This window comes from Arthrobacter sp. M71 S08, assembly GCF_059089725.1.
Genome location: NZ_JBNHEY010000004.1, coordinates 268174 through 288245 on the forward strand (window position 1 = coordinate 268174; position 20072 = coordinate 288245).

Sequence of the window (20072 nt, forward strand, 5' to 3'; positions counted from 1 at the left end):
GGCGTGACGGCATGAAGTCCGGCGTGTTTTACTAAAAGCGTGTCCAAGTCAACCGCAGAATCTCCTGCTCAGCGGTCTTCATCGCTGCCTGCGCCGGGGGCAAGCGAAGTCTTTCAGCTGTTACGGGACGGCCAGCCACGCACTCGTGCTGAGCTTGCACTGTTGACCGGGTTGGCGCGCTCTACGGTGGCATCGCGGGTGGACTGGCTCATGCGCACCGGATTGATAGCTCCCTACGGGGGTGCCGCGTCGACCGGAGGACGGCCGCCGTCGTTGTTTGCTCTGAATCCCGGCGCCCGCGTGGTGGTCGGGGCCGACATTGGAGCTACGCATGCCATAGTCGTTCTGACTGATCTCTCCGGAAAAGAGATCGTCAGTGAGCGTGCAGAAATCACCATTTCCGATGGACCGGAAACGGTACTTGGTTGGCTGATCAATGCTGTATGGACACTCCTCGACAGAGGGCAGCGAGGGCTGTCGGAGTTGGCAGCGATCGGAATCGGGCTTCCGGGCCCGGTCGAGCATGAGACGGGCATGCCCATCAATCCGCCGATCATGCCCGGTTGGGACCGTTTCGATGTTCCCCACTTTGTACAGCGCAGCTTCGACGTCCCGGTTCTCGTGGACAATGATGTGAACATCATGGCTCTGGGCGAGCAGACGGGGAGCTGGCCGGAGGTAACCGACCTGATGTTCATCAAGGTCGCCACCGGAATCGGGGCCGGAATCATCTCCGGAGGGCAATTGCAGCGCGGCGCGCAAGGCACCGCCGGTGATCTCGGGCATGTACGCGTTCCTCGGGGAGGGGAAGTTCTGTGCCGATGCGGCAACACTGGTTGCCTTGAGGCACTCGCTGGCGGGCCGGCCCTCGCCTCCGCACTGAACGAACTGACCGGAAGGGAGCTCGTCAGCGGTCGTGACGTGATCGAAATGGTGCGGTCGGGAGATGTGTCTGCCATTGGGGTCATCAGGCAGGCAGGTAGGGATATCGGTGACGTCCTAGCCACCTGCGTGAATCTGATCAACCCCTCGGTCGTGGTCATTGGCGGCTCACTGGCCCAGGCTGGGGAGCACTTGCTGGCTGGAATTCGTGAGGTGGTCTATCGCCGTTCGCTTCCGCTTGCCACTGAGCACCTTCGGATTGTGCCGTCGGTGGCAGGGCAGCGGGCCGGTGTCATGGGCGCGGCGGCGATGGCAATCTCGCACGTTCTTTCACCTGAAGCCATCGAGGCAGCCAGTACGTTCACCGCCTGACTTGCCGTCCGAAGGCCTGGTATCCGCCCGGCGTCGTACGAATCGGGGTAGAGGGCGGGCCCTACTAAACTGGTTCCCATGACCGATCTCCCCACCGCCCGTGACCGACTCCGCGATCTCATCCTTGACCTGGCGGTGGTGAGGGGGAAAGTAACGCTCTCAAGCGGCAAGGAAGCCGATTACTACATTGATCTCCGCCGAGTCACCCTTCATCATGAAGCCTCAGGGCTGGTGGGGGAAGTCATGCTGGACCTGCTCGACGACGCCGGCGTCACCTTCCAGTGTGCAGGCGGACTGACGATGGGGGCGGACCCTGTCGGAACCGCCCTGATGCACGTCGCCTCACGGGACGGGCGCGCTATTGACGCGTTTGTTGTCCGCAAGGCACAGAAGACCTACGGGATGGGGCGCCAGGTCGAGGGCCCGGAGGTCGCCGGCCGCGACGTCGTCGTTCTGGAAGACACCTCGACTACCGGCGGGTCCGCGCTCAGTGCGGTGGAGGGCGTGCGCAAGGCCGGCGGAAACGTGAAGGCCGTCGCCGTCATCGTGGACCGCGATACCGGCTCAAAGGAACGGATCGAGGCAGAGGCCGGCATTCCCTACCTCTTCGCGTACAGCAAGGATGAACTCGGTCTGGAGTAATGACCAACGATCCCGAACGGCTACTGGAATACGCGCATGCCCTGAAGGGCATGTCGCGCCGTCGTTTCCTCACGGGATCCGCCCTCAGCCTGGCACTGGCTACTGACCTGTTCGTCACGCGGCAGATTCAGGAAGCACGGGAGGAACTCCGTATCATCCCCGTCGCGGACGACTACGCGGACGCCGCGTTCCCGAACGCTCGCTGGATCCTCTTCCCGGGATACAAGACCAGCTGGGAGGAGGGTGTCTGGATCATGAACTCACTTCGCCCGGTGCTGAGCCGTCGGGCAGGGCTGGCGGTGATGGGTTACTCCAACCTCGGCCTCGACGTCACCACCATCGTGGGCTCCCTCCGGCGTTACATCCGGACGCAGCAGATCAATACCCTCTACTTCTACGGGCACAGTTTCGGTGGGATGGTGGCCGTGGAGGTGGCTTCCCGGCTGCGGGAGGTGGGCATCGACGTCCGCTTCGTCATGCTGGACTCCAGTCCCCATAGCCGGTTCGACGTAATCGACCAGGCAATGTTCGACGGCGTGGTCTACCTGTACGAGGCCGGATATCGCGTTCCGACGGTGCTCCGAGGGGGATATGAGCTGGCTGAGCGCATTGTGCATAAGAACGAGCGCACCTGGTCCCAGATCGCCGATCAGACCCTTGAGCAGCTTTCACCGCTGGCTCCTTCCAGCGTGCTGATCCAGTCGCAGGCCTCGTACATCTTCCACTACAACGTTGCCCGGTTCAGTTTGGGCGACACGGGGCTGGCCTTCATCGGCAACCCGAATGACGGCACGGTGGACTATGCCACGGCGCGTCCCGGCTGGGCGGCAGCGTTTTCGAACAACATTGTGTCGGCCGACCTGATCACGGACGGTGCACTGCCGGCACACGCCAGCCCCCAGTGGAATCCGCTGATCTACCAGGCCGTGGTACGCCAATTGCAGCAGGATTTCATCCCGATCCCTACCGGTGGAGCAAACAAGAGCTTCCGCTGAGCGGCGGGTATCCGTGCGTCGCTGTGATGGGCAGGCCGGTGCGGGTGGGCCCAGAACGGGGCAAGCTCATGCCCGGGCCTGTGGAGGTGGCGCCGGCGCAGGTGCTGCTCACCACCCATCCGTCCGCGCTCCTCCGCCTGCGCAACGCGGAGGACAGGGAGCCCGCCTTTGAACAGCTCGTGGCGGACCTCGCCGTCGCCAGGGATGCGGCTTCCCGGGGGCTAGGGGTTCCGACCGCAGGAAGTCTTGAAGCGTTCGGAGACGCCGGTCACCCCAACAGACTCTGGATGCCGCCCATCAGACCTGGTCGATGAGGTCCTGTACGGAGTCCACAATCTGCGCCGGACGGAACGGGTACGCCTCTATATCCGCACGCTGGGTGATGCCGGTGAGGACGAGGACGGTATGCAGCCCGGCTTCCATTCCCGCGATGATGTCGGTGTCCATGCGGTCACCCACCATTGCGGTGGTCTCCGAATGCGCATCAATCTGGTTCATCGCCGAACGGAACATCATCGGATTGGGCTTGCCGACGATATAGGGCTCGCGGTTGGTGGCTGCTGTGATGAGTGCCGCTATTGCGCCGGTGGCTGGAAGTGGGCCCTCCTTCGAGGGGCCGGTGGTGTCCGGGTTGGTGGCGATGAACCGGGCGCCGTCGAGGATGAGGCGGATAGCCTTCGTGATCGCCTCGAAGGAGTAGGTGCGCGTCTCGCCAAGGACCACATAATCCGGATTCTGGTCGGTGAGGACAAAGCCTGCCTCATGCAGCGCCGTCGTTAGTCCGGCTTCACCGATCACGTACGCGCGACCGCCGGGCAGTTGATCCTGCAGGAACTGGGCGGTGGCAAGCGCCGAGGTCCACAGGTTCTCTTCCGGAACCTCCAACCCGGACGCCCTGAGCCGTGCGGCGAGGTCTCGCGGAGTGTAGATCGAGTTATTCGTTAGGACGAGGAACCGCCGGGAGGTGGCCACCCAGCGGTCGATCAGTTCTGCTGCTCCGGGGATGGCCTGGTTCTCGTGGACCAGGACGCCGTCCATATCGGTCAGCCAGCACTCAATGTGTTCGTTTTCGCGCATTCGCTTCTTTCATGTTGAAAGGGACATACATCCTGCCTTCAGTCTTTCACCTTAGTCTTGGGGGGTGGAAGAAACCGTGGAGAACCCTCCGGCAACCGTGGGCGTTGGGCCCTGGGAAGGCGTCTGGCCATCCGGACCCCAGTGGGATTCCGAGCTGCTAGCGCACGGTGATACCCGCAACGTTGTCGATGAGTACCGCTACTGGAAGCACGACGCCATCGTTGCGGACCTCGATTCGAAACGCCACGACTTCCACGTCGCTATCGAGAACTGGCAGCACGACCTGAACATCGGCTCAGTGGTACGCACCGCCAACGCGTTTCTCGCCCGTGAAGTCCACATCATCGGACGACGCCGGTGGAACCGTCGCGGTGCCATGGTCACGGACCGCTACCAGCATGTGCGGCACCACCCCACGGTGGAGGAATTCGTCGAGTGGGCGCAGTCGGCCGGCCTGAGGGTGATCGGTATCGACAACTTTCCAGACTCCGTTCCGCTCGAAACGTACGAGCTTCCGCGCAATTGTGTCCTGGTATTCGGCCAGGAAGGCCCTGGTCTCACCGACGAAGTTCATGCCGCAGCCGATGCCACGCTGTCCATCGCCCAGTTCGGCTCCACCCGGTCGATAAACGCGTCAGCGGCAGCCGCCATTGCCATGCACGGCTGGGTGCGTCGCCACGTTTTCGGGCAACGGGTCATTCCTGGAAGCTAGGCGCGGTGATGGCTGTCGACCGTGTCGACGGCCTCCCGCATGCGGTTCAGAAAATCAACGACGACGGACGCGTCCTCGGGCGTGAGGGACCGGGCCACCTCCATCATCCTTCTGTGCATGTCACCCATGGTTTCTCGAACTTCGCAGTCAGATTCGGTGGTCGCCTCCAATACCAGGGCCCGGCGGTCCTTGGGGTGCGGCTTGCGCCTGACATGACCCGTTCGAGCCAACCGGTCGATCAGGGTGGTCGTTGACGCTGAGGAAATACCGAGTTTTGTGGCGAGCTCCTTCGGGCTGACTTCGCGTCCATCGCGCTGCGCCTCAAAGAGGTAACGCAGAGCCAGGAGATCGTTCTCATTCATTCCCATTGAGGTACGGGTACGACGACGCATTGCTGTCTCGGCGGCACGATAATCCCGAAGCGCATTGAGGACGTCCATTCCCTCTGCTCGCTCATACCAGTACCCGGTTGGGCCGGGGGCGGCTTGGGGAACGGTGCTCATGGGCAACATCGTAGCATTTTGCTAGTCGGCCTTGCGGGATGGACAACTTGTATATAGGTTAGCTAGTGAAAAGACTGTCGAATTACTAGTTGAGCTAGCTAAAAGTACGGAGGTGCCAAGGATGTCGCTCATAACTGAGGCACAGCCGGGGACACCTCTGGACAAAACGCATCTCGTGGCAGCGCTATCCAACGTCGAACGGTTGCGCTGGGAGCTGGACGCCGCGACCTTCGAACTCCGGGTGGCTGTTGAAGAAGCCATTCTGGGAGGAGCATCACCGGCCGACATCGCTTCCGCCATCGATCTCGGTCCCGACGAAGTGCAGTTGTTGGTCTCGCAGTGACATTCACCGGGGAAGCCCCGTCCAGCTCACGGTCAGCAGAACCGGACCTCGCCTACCTGTTGACCCGGGTGGGACTCGGTGATGAGGAGGCCTTCACTTCTCTCTACCGTCATACCAGCGCGCGGGTATTCGGCCTGGTCCGCAGGATCGTCGTCGACTCAACCATCTCCGAGGAAGTGACCCAGGAGGTTTTTCTCCAGGTATGGCATAAGGCCAGCGAATTCTCTTCCGATCTTGGCTCGCCATTCGCCTGGCTCATGACCCTCGCCCACCGGCGCGCGGTGGACAGGATCCGCTCGGAACAGGCCCATCGCGACAGGCTCGACCGCTGGTCCACAACGGAGATCTCCACCCCGTTCGATGAGGTCACAGAATCGGTCATCGCGCGGGACGAATCAGTCGCGGTGAGGGCGGCGCTCACCGCGCTGACCGAGAAGCAGCGGCAGGCAATTGAGATGGCCTATTACAAGGGCCTCACCTATGCTCAGGTCGCTGAGGCACTCGGAGCCCCGCTTGGAACGGTGAAGGCCCGCATCAGGGACGGCCTCGGGCGGTTGAGGAACGCTCTCGAACCGAACTCCTCCTTGGTGTCGTAAGGTTTCCGCGCATTTACCGCCCTCGTTAGGATGGGACGGAAGTGAGGCGCATGTCCCATGAGCCTCAAGTCGCCCAAAACCATACGAGGAGTTGCCATGCCCATCGCCACACCGGACATTTACGCCGAGATGATCGACCGCGCGAAGGCAGGCGGCTTCGCCTACCCCGCGGTAAACGTCACGTCCTCCCAGACCCTGAACGCGGCAATCCGCGGCTTCGCCGAGGCAGGATCCGACGGCATCGTGCAGGTTTCCACCGGCGGCGCGGCCTACTGGTCCGGCGCCTCCGTCAAGGACATGGTTGCCGGCTCCCTCGGGTTCGCAGCGTTCGCTAAGGAAGTTGCGAAGAGCTATGACGTGAACATCGCCCTGCACACCGATCACTGCCCCAAGGACAAGCTCGACGACTTCGTGCTGCCGCTGCTGGCTGCATCCGAGGACGCCGTCAAGCGCGGCGAGGACCCGCTATTCCAGTCGCACATGTGGGACGGCTCCGCCGAAACGCTTGAGGAGAACCTGCGGATCGCCAAGGACATCCTGCCCCGCGCTGCTGCGGCGAAGATCATCCTCGAAGTTGAAATCGGCACCGTTGGCGGCGAGGAAGACGGCGTCGAAAACGCCATCAACGACAAGCTTTACACCACTGTCGAGGACGCGATGGCAACCATCGACGCTCTCGGCGCCGGAGAGAACGGCCGCTACATCACCGCGCTCACCTTCGGAAACGTGCACGGCGTCTACAAGCCAGGCGGCGTGAAGCTGCGCCCCGAGATCCTCAAGGACATCCAGGAGCAGGTCGGTCAGAAGATCGGCAAGGACAACCCGTTCGACCTCGTGTTCCACGGTGGCTCCGGCTCCTCGGACCAGGAGATCGCCGACGCCGTCTCCTATGGTGTGATCAAGATGAACATCGACACCGACACCCAGTACGCGTTCACCCGCCCGGTTGCCGACCACATGTTCAAGAACTACGACGGCGTCCTGAAGGTCGACGGCGAGGTCGGCAACAAGAAGACCTACGATCCCCGCGTCTGGGGCGCTTCCGCAGAAGCCGGTCTGGCCGCCCGCGTTGTCGAGGCCGCCAAGTCCCTCGGTTCAGCCGGCAAGAAGCTCTGATGTCCGACGAGTTCCGCAAGAACCTCCTCGGCCCAGAGCCCACCCTTCTGCCGGAGGAGCCTGATGTGGTGGCACGGTTGGAGGCAGGGGAGGAGGCTGTCGATCTGGCAGCCAAGCACCCGACGTCGTCGCTGGTGTGGGCAATCCTCGCCGACGAGGCATACCGCGAAGGCCGGACCATCGAGTCCTACGCCTACGCGCGCACCGGCTACCACCGCGGACTGGACTCGCTGCGGCGCAACGGGTGGCGCGGCGCCGGTCCGGTGCCGTACTCACACGAACCGAACCGCGGGTTCCTGCGGGCGCTGAACGCACTCGGCCGTGCTGCCGCCTCCATCGGAGAGATCGAGGAGGCGGAACGCATCGCCAAGTTGCTGCGTGAATCCGATCCCGAGGCCAGCGAGAAGCTCGCCGGTTCCTGAAGGTTCGTCAGCCATGACGGAGGGCCGCTCTCCCACGGGAGGGCGGCCCTCAGCCGTTGTGCCGTGTGCCGTTCAGAGCATGCATTTCCGGACAGTCCTAATACGCAGGCTAGAGGAGGTCGTCCGCCGTGTCGCGCGAGGGCGAATCCGTCAGCGGCAGCACCGTCGTCGTCACGTCTATGACCTGCGGCTTCTTCGGCACCGAGCTGAACCCGAAACGGACGCGCGGCCGCACGTTGGTCAGCACGCCGAGCGGATCGCCCGCCCACGACGCCGTTGCGGAAGTAATCAGGCGAGATCCTGTGACGCCGTAGTACTGCCGGCGGCCGTCCTTCGTGGTCCCTGCGGTGCGCACGCCCGGCATGAGGACCCTGGCGATCGGGTTGATCGCGGTGAGCCAGCGCGGGTGGGTGCCGACCGCCCGTGGAACGAGGCCGAGCAGGCGCCCGACCGAGGTCATTTCCCCCAAATCCGCACGGACTTTCAGCGGTCCGGCGTCAAGAGCGAGCGAGTCCTCACCCAGGCTCACCGTCAGGGGAACGGTGCGCACAATGTCGAAGGAATAGGCTCCGGCAACGTAGTCCCCAACGGCCTGCGTCGGCGCCAGCAGCGTGCGCGTGCCTTCCGCGCTCTGCACCATGACGTCGGTGAACGCGCCAAGGGGGGAACTGGCCCACATGCCGATCACGATCCGCACCCCCGACGTGGTGCCCAGGCTCGCGATATGTCCTACGAATTGTTCGGTCTCGGCGCTCATGGTTTCCATTATGTACGGTGCACTCGTCCGCGCCACCACCATGTGTCCGCCGCAGTTTTGCAGGACACCTATCCTTGAAGTATGAGGATCAATGCGTTTGCAGACGTATGCCTGCGCGCAGTCATGCTCCTTTCGGCGGCCTCCGAGGGTGACCTGCTTACGTCCCGGGACATCGCCGCCGGCATTGGCACGCCGTACAACCACGTCAGCAAAGCCATAGCGCGATTGCGCACTCTCGGGCTCGTGGACATAACGAGAGGACGAAGCGGAGGTGTAACCCTCAGTGCGGCCGGGCGCCGTGCGACGGTGGGCTGGCTGCTCCGGCAACTCGATGACCGGGCCGACGTCGTCGATTGTGAAAGCGCGATGGGCGGGTGCCCGCTCAACCATCGGTGCTCGCTCCGCGCCGCCCTGCGCCGCGCTCGTGAGGCTTTTTATGCGGAACTCGACGATCTGGTCATTTCCGAGATGCCCAAGCCGCAACAAATGGGCCCCGTTTTTGTGACGCTGCGCACACGCGAATCCGCTTAAACGCGTCTTCTCAAGGAACTCTTCTACGACACGTAGAAAAGACTCAAAAAAGTAGCATGCCAGATGCTACTTTTCTTCAGTAAGGCCCTTCCACGCAGGAGAAACGATGCTCTCGGACCAGTCCTTCCCCATTATTGAAACAACACTTCCCATCGTCGGAGAGCGCATGCCGGGCATCGCGAAGAACTTCTACGGACGCCTCTTCACGGCGCACCCCGAGCTGCTTGACGGACTGTTCAGCCGGGCAAACCAGAAGAACGGATCGCAGCAGCAGGCACTCGCCGGCAGTGTTGCCGGTTTCGCCGCACACCTCGTCCGCAACCCGGACACCTACCCCGAGGTGCTGCTGTCCCGGATCGCTCACAAACATGCCTCCCTCGGCATTGCGCCCGAGCAGTACGACGTCGTCTACAAGTACCTGTTCGAGGCCATCGCCGAAGAGCTGCGCGATGTCATCACGAGCGAGATCGCGGATGCCTGGACAGAGGTCTACTGGCTGATGGCCCACGCGCTGATCAAGATCGAGAAAGGTCTGTATGCCGCGCAGGCCAACACCAAACCCTGGAGCCCCTGGACCGTGATCGACACGCAGCCGGCCGGGACTGCCGCCATGACCTTCACCCTCGAGCCGGCCGACGATACGCCCGTGACTCCTGCGAGGCCAGGGCAATTTGTGAGCGTCCGCGTGCAGTTGCCGGAGGGGATTCGGCAGGTACGCCAGTACTCCCTGTCGGCCGAGACCGGCTCAGGGTGCCGGGTCTTCACCACCAAGCGCGATGACAATGGTGAGGTTTCGCCGGTCCTGCACGGTTCCATCGGCGTTGGGGACGTGATCGAGCTGTCCAACCCGTACGGCGATGTCACCCTGGCAGACGGCGACGCGCCGCTGGTGCTGGCGACCGCCGGGATAGGCTGCACGCCCTCGGCATCGATCCTGCGTTCACTCGTGGAGCAGGGCTCCAATCGGGAGGTCCTGGTACTTCACGCCGAGCGCAGCATGGACCAGTGGGCGCTGAAGGACCAGATGAACGCTGACGTCGAGGCACTCACCGGTGCCCAGCTGAAGCTCTGGCTGGAGAACCCGACCGGCACCGCGGAGCCGGGCTTCATGTCCCTTCAGGGGCTAAGCATTCCGGACGGCGCCTCTGTGTACCTCTGCGGGCCGCTGCCCTTCATGAAAAACATCCGCGCCCAGGCGCTGGCCGCCGGCGTGCCGGCGGAACGCATCCACTATGAGGTCTTCGGTCCTGACCTCTGGATGGCTTCCGCCAACTAGCTGATGAACGGCCAGCCCCTCGACGTGCGGCTGATGATCAGCCCTCGCGCTGCTCGTCTTCCTCGTTGACGGGGCGGTCGTCATCGGCAACGTCCGTGGCCGCACCCGACGGCGTTGCCCCGCCCTCACCGGTCCAGTCGCCCTGGTTGCTGGCGTCATTGGCGGGATCGGACTGGACGTCCGGGTCAACAGGTGGCTTGCCCGGCAGGTTTTCGTTGATTTCCTGCGGCTCGTCCGACGTGCTTTCGCTCATGGTCTCTCCTCACGCTCGCAATAGCTGACATCTGAGTCCTACGCCCCGGCGATAGCCGGCGTCAAGGCGCTCGCCGCAGTCAGAGGCCCAGCTCGTCCAGTACGGGAAGCTTCTCGCGCACCATACTCCGTGCGTCCTCGGCGGTACGGGCAGTGAGCGCGAGCCGCGCCAGTTCCTGCGCCTGCTCCAGCGTCACTGTCTTGAGAACCGCCGCCACGGCAGCCAGCGACCGCGCCGTCATGGACAGCGTGGTGACGCCCAGGCCCACAAGTACGACGGCGAGGGCAGGATCCGCTGCGGCCTCACCGCACACGCCCACCGGCTTGCCGTTGCCTTCCGTGCCGGCGCCTTCCACGGACAGACGCACGAGGCGCAGCACTGCTGGTTGCCACGGGGTGTTGAGGGCGGCCAGCGGGCCCAGCTGGCGATCGGCGGCCATGGCATACTGCGTCAGGTCATTGGTCCCAAGGCTGGCGAAGGACACTTCCTGCAGGATCGCATCCGCGGTCAGGGCGGCGGAGGGCACTTCGACCATCACCCCCGGCGTCTTCAATCCGGCTTCGGCGCACATGGAGGCGAACTTCGCAGCCTCGTCCGCCGTCGAGATCATGGGCGCCATCACCCAGACGTCCGCCTCCGACTGCTGTGCGGCACGGGCAATGGCCTCAAGCTGGCGTCCGAGAACACCGGGAGACGTGAGGTCCGTGCGGTAGCCCCGGACGCCGAGGGCGGGGTTGGGCTCGGTAGCGTCGGTCAGGAAGGGCAGCGGCTTGTCCGCCCCGGCATCGAGGGTGCGGAGGACCACCTTCTTGCCGGGGAAGGCGTCGAACACTCCCTGGTAGGCAGCGGCCTGCTCGTCCACCGTCGGCTCGCTGTCACGCTCAAGGAAGCAGAACTCGGTCCGGAAGAGGCCCACTCCTTCAGCTCTGAGACCCGCAGCCGTAACGGCGTCCTTCGCTCCGCCCACGTTGGCCAGAAGGGGGACCAGGTGCCCGTCCGCCGTCGAGCCCTGGCCCTCGAAGTCAGCCAGGAGCGAGGCCGTCTCGCTCCACGCTACTGCCGCAGCGCGTTCCGTGTCGCCCGGTTCGACGACGACAGTGCCGGCCGCACCGTCGACGTACACCTCGGCGCCGTCGGGTAGTTCGTCGACTCCGGCCGCAGCCACCACGGCGGGGAGGCCGAGGGAACGGGCGATGATTGCGGTGTGCGACTGAGGGCCGCCGCCGGAGGTGACGAGGGCAAGCACTGTGGCCGGGTCAAGGGTCGCGGTGTCGGCCGGGGCAAGGTCTTCCGCGACGAGGATGAATGGCGTGTCGGAGGCGGGGATTCCGGGTGCTGCCTGTCCACGGAGCTCAGCGACGATACGGGCGCGGACATCCAGCACGTCGGTAGCGCGCTCGGCCATGTATCCGCCGAGGTTGTGGAGCATCTCGGCGACGGAGGCGGCGGACTCCCAGACGGCCCGCTGATTGGACGTTCCCCTCGCGATCAGCTTCGAGGCACCCTTCAGGAGCATGGTGTCCTTGGCCATCAGCGCCGTCGCCTCAAGGACCGCTTTGCCATCGCCGGAGGCGCGCTCCGCGCGTGTCTTGAGCTCATCGTGGACCGCTCCGGCGGCCTGTTTCAGCTCCGCCGTCGCCTCCTCCGCAGCTACACCGGCGGGCAGCTGCTCGCCGGCGGGAGGCTCGCTCACGGGTTTGGGCATCTGACGGATCGGTCCGATCACTCGGCCTGGGCTTACGCCTACTCCTTGGAAGTTCTGCACTGAAGGTCCTCATTTCCTGCCGATGTCCGTCACCGCGTAAGAATTTACTCTAGCGAAATTGGGCTGTGACGTAGTTCATATAGCGTTGCTATAGGTGCTAGGCTAGCGGCCATGAGTTTCGAAGGCCAGCCACCGGCGAAGATGAGACTGCTGCGTGCAGCCGCAGAATTGCTGGCCAACTCTGCTGGAGCTGCCGTCTCTACCCGTCAGATCACTCAGCTGGCGGGAGTAAGCGCGCCCACCCTGTATCACCACTTCGGCGACAAGGAGGGCCTGTTTGATGCGGTGGTTTCAGCTGGGTTCGAGGAGTACGTGGCGGGTGAGCGTGATTTCGCTCCCTCCGGGCAGCCGCTGGAAGACATCCGGCGGATGTGGGATAACCACGTGCAATTCGGACTCAACCAGCCGGAGCTCTATCTGGTGATGTTCGGTAACCTCCGTCCGGAAAGCCGTCCCGCCATTGTCGCCGATGCCGAGGCGCTCATGGAGGAGATGCTGAACAAGGCCGCTGCTGCCGGCCAGTTGAGCGTTCAACCGCGGGAGGCGGCCAGGAGCATCCTGGCGGCCAACGTGGGAGTGACGCTCATGCTGATCGCAGAAGCTGTCGCTGACCGGAACCTCGACCTCTCCACCATGACCCGGGATGCCATGATCTACGCGGTGGCCTCGGATCAGGCGGGCAAGAATGAGGCCGAGTCGTCCGGAAGATCGTCGGTCGTCGTGGCCGCGATCGCGTTGAATGCTGCGCTTCAGGCTTCGCATTCAGATCAGCTGTCCAGCTCCGAACTCAAGCTCTTCCTTGAATGGCTCCACCGCATATCCACCAGTTAGTTCTCCACATCTATCGGACCATCCTGCACTGACGCGGGAATCACGGTTAGGAAATCACATGGCAACAGAGACAGTTGCAAAGCCCCGAGGCGGTATGAGGGTCGGCGTCCAGAAGTTCGGGACGTTCCTGTCCGGCATGATCATGCCCAACATCGGTGCATTTATCGCGTGGGGCCTCATTACCGCGCTATTCATCGAAGCGGGTTGGCTGCCGGTACCTGAACTCGGCGGCTTCGGCACTGATGCGGAAGGCAACCCGAACACCGGGCTTGTCGGCCCCATGATCACCTACCTGTTGCCGCTTCTCATTGCCTACACCGGTGGGCGGATGGTCTATGACGTCCGTGGCGGCGTCGTGGGCGCCATCGGCACCATGGGCGTCATTGTGGGTGCGGGTATTCCGATGTTCATCGGCGCCATGATTATGGGTCCCCTCGGCGGCTGGACGATGAAGAAGATCGACAGCATCTGGGACGGCAAGATCAAGCCGGGCTTCGAAATGCTGGTCAACAACTTCTCTGCCGGCATCTGGGGCGGACTGCTCGCGATGATCGGGTTCTACGGCATTTCCCCATTGGTCGAGGCGTTCAGCACGGCCGCCGGGAACGTCGTGCAGTTCCTGGTGAACAACGGACTCCTCCCACTCACCAGCATCTTCATTGAGCCTGCCAAGGTGCTCTTCCTGAACAACGCCATCAACCACGGCGTACTAACCCCGCTGGGTGTCCAGCAGTCCCTCGAGGACGGCAAGTCGATCCTGTTCCTCCTCGAGGCCAACCCCGGCCCCGGTCTGGGTATCCTCCTGGCGTACATGTTCTTTGGTCGCGGTGCAGCCAAAGCATCCGCTCCCGGAGCCGTGATCATCCACTTCCTCGGTGGTATCCATGAGATCTACTTCCCGTACGTGCTGATGCGCCCGCTGCTGATCCTGGCAGCGATCGCCGGTGGCATGACGGGTGTTGCAACGCTTGCCATCACCAATTCAGGCCTTGTAGCACCGGCGGCGCCGGGTTCCATCTTCGCGGTGCTCGTACAGACCGCCCGGGACAGCTACTTCGGTGTGGTGCTCTCGGTGGTACTCGCGGCGGCGGTGTCCTTCCTCGTGGCGTCCATAATCCTGAAGACCGCAAAGCGGAAGGACATCGATGACGCCGATGACCTCGCCGCTGCGACCACCCGGATGGAGTCCATGAAGGGCAAGAAGAGCTCGGTTTCCTCCGCTCTGACCGGCGCCGGCACCGTAGCTGTCATGTCGGGCCCCATCCAGAACATCGTCTTCGCCTGCGACGCCGGTATGGGCTCCAGCGCGATGGGCGCATCTGTTCTGCGGAACAAGATCAAGGCTGCCGGTTACCCGGACGTCAAGGTGACCAACGCCTCCATCGCGAACCTTCGTGATGACTACGACGTTGTCATCACACATCAGGACCTGACCGAGCGGGCCCAGCCCGCAACCTCCAGTGCCGTGCACGTCTCGGTGGACAACTTCATGAACAGCCCGAAGTATGACGAGATCGTGGAGCTGGTCAAGGAAAGCCGCACTGGTCCCGCGGAGGGTTCCGGTGACGCACCGCCTGCCGCGGGAACGCCGGGTGGCGCGGATGCGTCCAACGCCGAGGCGACTGTCCGCACCGGTGGTGCCCACGCCGCCGGAGCTCACGCTGCAGAAGCGGTAACCGAATCACCGTCGGACATCCTGGTAGCCGAGAGCGTTGTGCTCAGCGGTACGGCCACAAACCGTGACGCAGCCATCGACGAGGCGGGACAGCTGCTGCTGGCCCGTGGGGCGGTCGACGAGGGTTACATTCAGGCGATGCATGAGCGCGAGGAGTCAGTTTCCACTTACATGGGAAGCTTCCTTGCGATTCCGCACGGCACCAACGCGGCCAAGGACCACATCCGCAAGTCGGCTGTGTCCGTGGTCCGTTACCCCGACGGCCTGGATTGGAACGGCAAGGAGGTCAGGTTCGTGGTTGGCGTCGCAGGCGTGAACAACGAGCACCTGCACATCCTGTCCTCAATCGCGAAGGTGTTCACCGACAAGGCGCAGGTAGCTCAGTTGGAGGCCGCGACGTCGGCTGAAGAGATCCTCGAAATCTTCCGAAAGGTCAACGCATAGTGAAGGCAGTTCACTTCGGAGCAGGGAACATTGGGCGCGGCTTTGTTGGGCTGCTACTCCACCAGGCGGGCTACGAGGTGGTGTTCGCGGATGTCGCGGATGCCCTGATCAGCGAGTTGGCGGGCGCGGACAGCTATCGCGTCCACGAGGTGGGCGAGCAGCCGGCGGTGCATACGGTCGACAATTTCCGGGCGGTGAACTCGAACACCGAGGAGAACCGCCTGGTTGAGGAGATCGCCACGGCGGACATCGTCACCACAGCGGTGGGGCCGCACATCCTGAAGTTCGTGGCTCCGGTGATCGCCAAGGGGATAGCGGCGCGAGCCGGTGATTCCGCGCCGCTGCAGGTGATGGCATGCGAGAACGCCATCAATGCGACCGACATCCTGCGGGAATCGATCGAAGCTTCCTGGGACGAGTCGAACGGCAGCCTTGCCGATCGAGCGGTCTTCGCGAACACTGCGGTGGACCGCATCGTTCCGAACCAGGACCCCGGCCAGGGCCTCGACGTGACGGTGGAGACCTTCTACGAGTGGGTTATCGACCGTACTCCGTTCGGGGACAACCCGCCGGTGATCCCGGGAGCTATGTTCGTGGATCGGCTCGGTCCGTACATCGAGCGGAAGCTGTTCACCGTGAATACCGGTCATGCGTCCGCGGCCTACTTCGGGTATGAGGCTGGGCTCGAGAAGATCTCGGAGGCTATGGCTGATCAGGAAGTCGCCGCGAACGTCCGTGCGGTGCTCGGGGAGACCAAACAGCTCCTGGTGGACAAACACGGTTTCGACGCCGAGGAGCAGGAAGCGTACGTCCAGAAGATCCTCGGGCGGTTCACCAACCCGCACCTGCCCGACACAGTTAACCGCGTAGGCCGCGCACCCCTGCGCAAGCTGAGCCGGAATGAACGGTTTATCGGACCGGCCGCAGAGCTCGCCGAGCGTGGCACCACCCCGGACGCTCTGCTGAAGGCGATTGCGGTGGCGCTGCGGTTCGATGATCCTGAGGACGCCGAGGCGGCGGAACTGGGGCAGATCCTCGCCTCCGTCGACGCCGGTGCAGCAACAGAGCGGATTACCGGGCTGGACCAGGACCATCCGCTGTTCCCGGCCATCCGGAAACTGGTGGAAGAGCGTCAGGCTGCTTCCGTTTGACGAGTCTCAGCACAGCGCAACGGCGCCGTACCCTCTCAAGGGTGCGGCGCCGTCGTCGTTCAAAAGACCCATTGAAATTCGGTATGGCGCGTCGATCCTCAGTTGTGATCAATGCGCAACATCCGTCGGGCCAACGTCGCTGCCCACCGACCCGCAAGACATACCTACGGTATGGCGGCACCCTTGTCTGCTTGTGACTGCCATGGCTGCAGCAGGGGCTCAGGTTTCGGACTTTTCCTGCTGAGTCGACTCTTCGATGGCCTCCTGCCGGTCGCCCGCAGCGACGTCGATCTTGCGCCGCCGTGTCGCTTCGCTCACCGGGATGGTCACACTGAGCACACCGTTGTCGTAGCGCGCGGCGATACCGTCGACGTCGATATCCTGGCCAAGTGTCAGCTGGCGCAGGAAGGAGCCGCTTTGGCGCTCCTTGAGCAACCACTGCGTTTCGCCGTCGCTCTTCAAGGTACGTTCAGCCCTGATGCTCAGCAGCTGTCCGTCAACGTCAACATCAACCGAGTGTGGATCAATGCCGGGCAGATCGGCGTTGAGAACATAGTGGTCGCCCTCACGGTACAGGTCCATCGGCATCAACATTGGCCCCTGCCGGCCGCCGAACACGGCCGGGGACAGACGGTCCATTTCCTGGAAAGGATCAAACCGGGCCATGGTTACCAACTCTCCCTTCATCACGGAATCTTCATAGTTGAGTCATCCACGCTCAACTATGATCATTTTAGCCCGCAGTACCGCCAGTCGGTAAGTCTCTTGCAACGGTTCTTGCGGGGCTACAGCCCGCCTACTTCTCCGCTTGACAGTGCGTCATGCCCGGCGGAAAATTCTTCCTAAGGAGCCCCTCGACGGGATTCCGGAGGCTGGCGTGATGCGCCTTTCGCATCTGCTGTTTCTCATAACGGCACATGAGCCCCCCGAATCCCTTCCAGGGGCTTCTTGTTGTCCAGTGGGGGGTGACAGCTGACGCTAAGGCAACGGCTAACTCGAGTGGCGGAGACTGCTGCTCGAATGTGAGCGACACGGGGTCAGACAATCACGCCGGTCCCCGTCTGACAGTCGCACCATTGATTCATGAGCGAGTGGAAGTCGTACCGACGCCAACCCGCTGTGGTTGCAGCGGCGGTGGCATTTCTGACCTGTGTTCTCTTCTGGGTGATCGGTATGGTCGGCGGGTTGGCCTTCCTCCAACGTCCTTCAGATCCGATGTCTGCGCTGCTCGGGCTCTACGCCATGCTTGTGGCAGTGGTTTTGTCTATCATCGTCGCCGGTGGCGCGGCGGCCTACCTCGCGCGGACCATGCCCAGACGAGTCAAAAGGTAGGAACCGATGCTTCACATCCTGCCGGTGGCGCCACGGCGTTTGACGAGCCGAGGGCGCCGCGTGAATACCTGTCACGTTGACCCTGTTAGCTGGTCCCTGACCAAGCATTGGGTTCTCTCTTGGGGTTTGCAGAGTCCGGGCGGGAGACCCGTGGAAGACGGACCGTGAAGGTGGTGCGCCCGGGTTCGCTGTCCACACTGATTGCCCCGTGGTGAGCGCAGACGATTGCGTGGACGATGGACAGTCCCAGACCTGACGTCCCTTGTCCGCCGGTTCGTGCTTGGTCGGCGCGGGTGAAGCGGGAGAAGACGTGATCGACGAAATCGGAGGGGATGCCGGGCCCATCATCCGTCACCTTGAGGATGATTTCGCTGCTTTCCACAGTCAAGCTTGTAACGACGGTGGTTCCGGGATCGGTGTGCTTATGAGCGTTTGTGAGGAGGTTTATCAGGACTTGGCGTAGATGGTTTTCATTCCCGCGGATGACAACGGGGTCGTCGGGGAGGCGGACGCTCCAGTGTTGTTCGGGAGCGGTGATCCGGATATCACTGACTGATTCGATAATGAGTTCTGTTAGATCCACATCTCCATCAACACCGATGTGTCCTTCATCGAGCCGGGCCAGGAGGAGCAGGTCTTCGACCAGCGTGGTCATTCTTAGAGTTTCTGATTCAACCCTGCGCAGTGAAGCGTCGCCTTTTGGTCCGAGGTGTTCTGTCATACGGATCAGCTCGGAGTGGCCGCGGATGGCAGCCAAAGGTGTGCGCAGCTCATGGCTGGCGTCTGCGACGAATTGACGGACTTGGGTTTCGCTGCGTTGTCGTGCGGTGAGGGCGCTTGCAACGTTGTCGAGCATTTTGTTGAAGGCGTGTCCTACGTTGCCCACTTCAGTTTGAGGAGAACCTGGGGAAGCACGTGCAGCTAGGACGACTTCACCTACATCCAGCGGTAATTCGGCGACATTGGTCGCTACCTTCGACAGGTGATCCAAGGGGCGGAGGGTTCGGCGGATAACGATTGCCGCTGAGATCCCGGTGAGGATGAGTCCGGCTATGGAGATCGTGGCCATTGCGCTGGCCAGTGAGTTCAACGTGGCGTCTCTATCAGCAGTGGGTAGACCTGTGACGAGGATATGGCCTTCTGTGTCATCTACAGCGATCAAACGGTACTGCCCAATGGACAGTAAGCGCTCCACAGGCTCGCGACTCTCGGGCAGACTGTTGACTACCTCGATGTCGGCTGTCGGTAAGTCCTCATGTTCCCCTTCGATGGAGTACAGCCCGGCATAATCGACCTCACCGTCTGATCGGTAGGCGCTAAGTGTGCCTGCCCCCTGAGCTGGGTGGCCGACAGTGTCCCTTTCCGTCTGTGACCGTACCCGGGAGATGGGATCTCCGAACCTGATCGTCCGGTTCGAGGCCTCGTGCAATTCGCTGTCAAGCTGTTGGGTGAGGATCACATTCATAGCGGCGTAGCTCAGAATTCCCAGAGCACCGCAGATGACGGTGAGCAAGACCAGGGTTATCAGCAACAGCCTTGTTCGCAGTTTCCATGACGAAACCGACCAGCGGAAGGACGAATTATGAATCCGTGCAGCCCCTCCGGGTTCAGCTGGTAGCGTCTCCATGATCTTCCTTTGCTGGCTTGAGGACATAACCTGCGCCGCGCACAGTATGAATCATGGGTTCACGGCCCACGTCGATCCTTTTCCGCAGGTAAGAAATGTTCAGTTCGACGACGTTCAACTGGCCGTCGAAACCGTAATCCCAGACATGTTCCAGAATTTGGCTTTTACTGAGAACCCGCCGGGAATTCTCCATCAGGAAACGGAGCAGGTTGAACTGCGTCGCCGTCAGCTGGATATTTTCGTCCGCCCGACTGATTTCACGTGTATCCAGATTCATCGACAGGTCACCCACCACCAACTCGGCGCTCTCTATGGCTGTAATTCCTGCACGTTGGACTAGCCTGTGCAAGCGCAGGACGACTTCCTCCAGGCTGAAGGGTTTGGTGACGTAATCATCACCTCCGGCAGTAAGACCGGAAATCCGGTCCTCCACGCGGCCCTTTGCGGTCAGGAAAAGTGCGGCGACTGATGGATCGGATGCCCGTAGCCTGCGTAGAACCTCAACACCGTCCAGCCCGGGAAGCATCACGTCCAGCACCAGAACATCCGGGCGGAACCGCTGCGCCAGTCGAACAGCAGAGGGGCCGTCAGACGCTATCAAAACGTCCCACCCCGACAATCTGAGCACTGCACTGACCACCTCAGAAAGGGCCGGCTCATCATCGACCACCAGAGCACGCACCCGCGAGCCATCGGATCGCCGCAGTAGGGGTAAATGCGCCCTTATTGAGCCCGAAGTGTTCGAGGTCATGAATGCACTCTGCCTCTCC

The 20072-nt window shown here is 62.7% G+C and carries 23 protein-coding genes; 15 read left to right on the top strand and 8 right to left on the bottom strand.

Annotated features, from left to right (window positions below):
- Positions 1 to 39: 39 nt before the first annotated feature.
- The 4 genes from AC5RTB_RS11010 to AC5RTB_RS11025 all read left to right on the top strand — a co-directional run bounded on the left by AC5RTB_RS11010 (position 40) and on the right by AC5RTB_RS11025 (position 3205).
- Positions 40 to 1254 carry an ROK family transcriptional regulator gene (locus tag AC5RTB_RS11010; protein ID WP_494061102.1) on the top strand — a complete coding sequence of 405 codons (1215 nt, stop codon included), beginning with the start codon at positions 40 to 42 and terminating at the stop codon, positions 1252 to 1254.
- 78 nt (positions 1255 to 1332) lie between these two features.
- Positions 1333 to 1896, top strand: coding sequence for an orotate phosphoribosyltransferase (gene pyrE / locus AC5RTB_RS11015; RefSeq protein WP_494061103.1), 564 nt, complete (start codon positions 1333 to 1335; stop codon positions 1894 to 1896).
- Positions 1896 to 2891 (top strand): thioesterase domain-containing protein, encoded by a 996-nt coding sequence (locus tag AC5RTB_RS11020; protein WP_494061104.1) that lies wholly within the window; start codon positions 1896 to 1898, stop codon positions 2889 to 2891. Before pyrE ends, AC5RTB_RS11020 begins: the two co-directional genes overlap by 1 nt.
- Before the next feature lie 44 nt (positions 2892 to 2935).
- Entirely contained in the window at positions 2936 to 3205 is a 270-nt protein-coding gene (locus tag AC5RTB_RS11025) for a hypothetical protein (protein WP_494061105.1), read from the top strand.
- Here AC5RTB_RS11025 and AC5RTB_RS11030 read toward each other — a convergent pair.
- On the bottom strand, positions 3189 to 3968 hold the full coding sequence (locus AC5RTB_RS11030) for an HAD-IIA family hydrolase (protein WP_494061106.1): 780 nt from the start codon (positions 3966 to 3968) through the stop codon (positions 3189 to 3191). The two genes, AC5RTB_RS11025 and AC5RTB_RS11030, sit on opposite strands and share 17 nt — an antisense overlap.
- Before the next feature lie 64 nt (positions 3969 to 4032).
- Here AC5RTB_RS11030 and AC5RTB_RS11035 point away from each other — a divergent pair, with 64 nt between their 5' ends.
- Complete coding sequence (locus tag AC5RTB_RS11035; RefSeq protein WP_494061107.1) at positions 4033 to 4680, top strand: TrmH family RNA methyltransferase; 648 nt, start codon at positions 4033 to 4035, stop codon at positions 4678 to 4680.
- Here AC5RTB_RS11035 and AC5RTB_RS11040 read toward each other — a convergent pair.
- Entirely contained in the window at positions 4677 to 5183 is a 507-nt protein-coding gene (locus AC5RTB_RS11040) for a MarR family winged helix-turn-helix transcriptional regulator (protein WP_494061108.1), read from the bottom strand. The two genes, AC5RTB_RS11035 and AC5RTB_RS11040, sit on opposite strands and share 4 nt — an antisense overlap.
- A 121-nt stretch (positions 5184 to 5304) precedes the next feature.
- Here AC5RTB_RS11040 and AC5RTB_RS11045 point away from each other — a divergent pair, with 121 nt between their 5' ends.
- The 4 genes from AC5RTB_RS11045 to AC5RTB_RS11060 are packed head-to-tail and all read left to right on the top strand — an operon-like array spanning position 5305 to position 7660.
- Positions 5305 to 5526 carry a hypothetical protein gene (locus AC5RTB_RS11045; protein WP_494061109.1) on the top strand — a complete coding sequence of 74 codons (222 nt, stop codon included), beginning with the start codon at positions 5305 to 5307 and terminating at the stop codon, positions 5524 to 5526.
- Complete coding sequence (gene sigK / locus AC5RTB_RS11050) at positions 5523 to 6122, top strand: ECF RNA polymerase sigma factor SigK (protein ID WP_494061110.1); 600 nt, start codon at positions 5523 to 5525, stop codon at positions 6120 to 6122. Before AC5RTB_RS11045 ends, sigK begins: the two co-directional genes overlap by 4 nt.
- A 57-nt stretch (positions 6123 to 6179) precedes the next feature.
- A complete protein-coding gene (gene fbaA / locus AC5RTB_RS11055) occupies positions 6180 to 7238 on the top strand; it encodes a class II fructose-bisphosphate aldolase (RefSeq protein ID WP_494061111.1) in 1059 nt (352 codons plus the stop codon).
- Positions 7238 to 7660, top strand: a complete 423-nt coding sequence (locus tag AC5RTB_RS11060) for a DUF3151 domain-containing protein (protein ID WP_494061112.1) — start codon at positions 7238 to 7240, stop codon at positions 7658 to 7660. Before fbaA ends, AC5RTB_RS11060 begins: the two co-directional genes overlap by 1 nt.
- A gap of 109 nt (positions 7661 to 7769) precedes the next feature.
- Here the strand turns inward: AC5RTB_RS11060 and AC5RTB_RS11065 are convergent, their stop codons facing one another.
- A complete protein-coding gene (locus AC5RTB_RS11065) occupies positions 7770 to 8417 on the bottom strand; it encodes a hypothetical protein (RefSeq protein ID WP_494061113.1) in 648 nt (215 codons plus the stop codon).
- Positions 8418 to 8498: 81 nt separating this feature from the next.
- Between AC5RTB_RS11065 and AC5RTB_RS11070 the strand changes: the two genes are divergently transcribed.
- Both AC5RTB_RS11070 and AC5RTB_RS11075 read left to right on the top strand, forming a co-directional pair.
- Positions 8499 to 8948: an RrF2 family transcriptional regulator gene (locus AC5RTB_RS11070; protein ID WP_494061114.1), complete on the top strand. Its 450-nt coding sequence runs from the start codon at positions 8499 to 8501 to the stop codon at positions 8946 to 8948.
- Between the two features lie 106 nt (positions 8949 to 9054).
- The gene (locus AC5RTB_RS11075) at positions 9055 to 10224 is read left to right on the top strand and encodes a globin domain-containing protein (RefSeq protein ID WP_494061115.1); all 1170 of its coding nucleotides are present in this window, start codon (positions 9055 to 9057) and stop codon (positions 10222 to 10224) included.
- 37 nt (positions 10225 to 10261) lie between these two features.
- Here the strand turns inward: AC5RTB_RS11075 and AC5RTB_RS11080 are convergent, their stop codons facing one another.
- Positions 10262 to 10477, bottom strand: a complete 216-nt coding sequence (locus tag AC5RTB_RS11080; RefSeq protein WP_494061116.1) for a hypothetical protein — start codon at positions 10475 to 10477, stop codon at positions 10262 to 10264.
- 79 nt (positions 10478 to 10556) lie between these two features.
- Positions 10557 to 12242 carry a phosphoenolpyruvate--protein phosphotransferase gene (gene ptsP, locus AC5RTB_RS11085; protein WP_494061117.1) on the bottom strand — a complete coding sequence of 562 codons (1686 nt, stop codon included), beginning with the start codon at positions 12240 to 12242 and terminating at the stop codon, positions 10557 to 10559.
- 111 nt (positions 12243 to 12353) lie between these two features.
- On the opposite strand from ptsP, the gene AC5RTB_RS11090 reads away from it, so the two are divergent.
- The 3 genes from AC5RTB_RS11090 to AC5RTB_RS11100 are packed head-to-tail and all read left to right on the top strand — an operon-like array spanning position 12354 to position 16343.
- The gene (locus AC5RTB_RS11090; protein ID WP_494061118.1) at positions 12354 to 13073 is read left to right on the top strand and encodes a TetR/AcrR family transcriptional regulator; all 720 of its coding nucleotides are present in this window, start codon (positions 12354 to 12356) and stop codon (positions 13071 to 13073) included.
- A 58-nt stretch (positions 13074 to 13131) separates the two neighbouring features.
- Complete coding sequence (locus AC5RTB_RS11095) at positions 13132 to 15192, top strand: PTS mannitol transporter subunit IICBA (protein ID WP_494061119.1); 2061 nt, start codon at positions 13132 to 13134, stop codon at positions 15190 to 15192.
- Positions 15192 to 16343, top strand: a complete 1152-nt coding sequence (locus AC5RTB_RS11100) for a mannitol-1-phosphate 5-dehydrogenase (RefSeq protein WP_494061120.1) — start codon at positions 15192 to 15194, stop codon at positions 16341 to 16343. The genes AC5RTB_RS11095 and AC5RTB_RS11100 overlap by 1 nt, the downstream gene beginning before the upstream one ends.
- A 219-nt stretch (positions 16344 to 16562) precedes the next feature.
- On the opposite strand, the gene AC5RTB_RS11105 is transcribed toward AC5RTB_RS11100, so the two are convergent.
- Positions 16563 to 17009 (bottom strand): Hsp20/alpha crystallin family protein, encoded by a 447-nt coding sequence (locus tag AC5RTB_RS11105; protein ID WP_494061189.1) that lies wholly within the window; start codon positions 17007 to 17009, stop codon positions 16563 to 16565.
- Positions 17010 to 17426: 417 nt separating this feature from the next.
- Between AC5RTB_RS11105 and AC5RTB_RS11110 the strand changes: the two genes are divergently transcribed.
- On the top strand, positions 17427 to 17675 hold the full coding sequence (locus tag AC5RTB_RS11110) for a hypothetical protein (protein ID WP_494061121.1): 249 nt from the start codon (positions 17427 to 17429) through the stop codon (positions 17673 to 17675).
- Between the two features lie 85 nt (positions 17676 to 17760).
- Here the strand turns inward: AC5RTB_RS11110 and AC5RTB_RS11115 are convergent, their stop codons facing one another.
- Both AC5RTB_RS11115 and AC5RTB_RS11120 read right to left on the bottom strand, forming a co-directional pair.
- Complete coding sequence (locus AC5RTB_RS11115; protein ID WP_494061122.1) at positions 17761 to 19302, bottom strand: sensor histidine kinase; 1542 nt, start codon at positions 19300 to 19302, stop codon at positions 17761 to 17763.
- Positions 19283 to 20053 (bottom strand): response regulator transcription factor, encoded by a 771-nt coding sequence (locus tag AC5RTB_RS11120; RefSeq protein ID WP_494061123.1) that lies wholly within the window; start codon positions 20051 to 20053, stop codon positions 19283 to 19285. The genes AC5RTB_RS11115 and AC5RTB_RS11120 overlap by 20 nt, the downstream gene beginning before the upstream one ends.
- Positions 20054 to 20072: the final 19 nt, after the last annotated feature.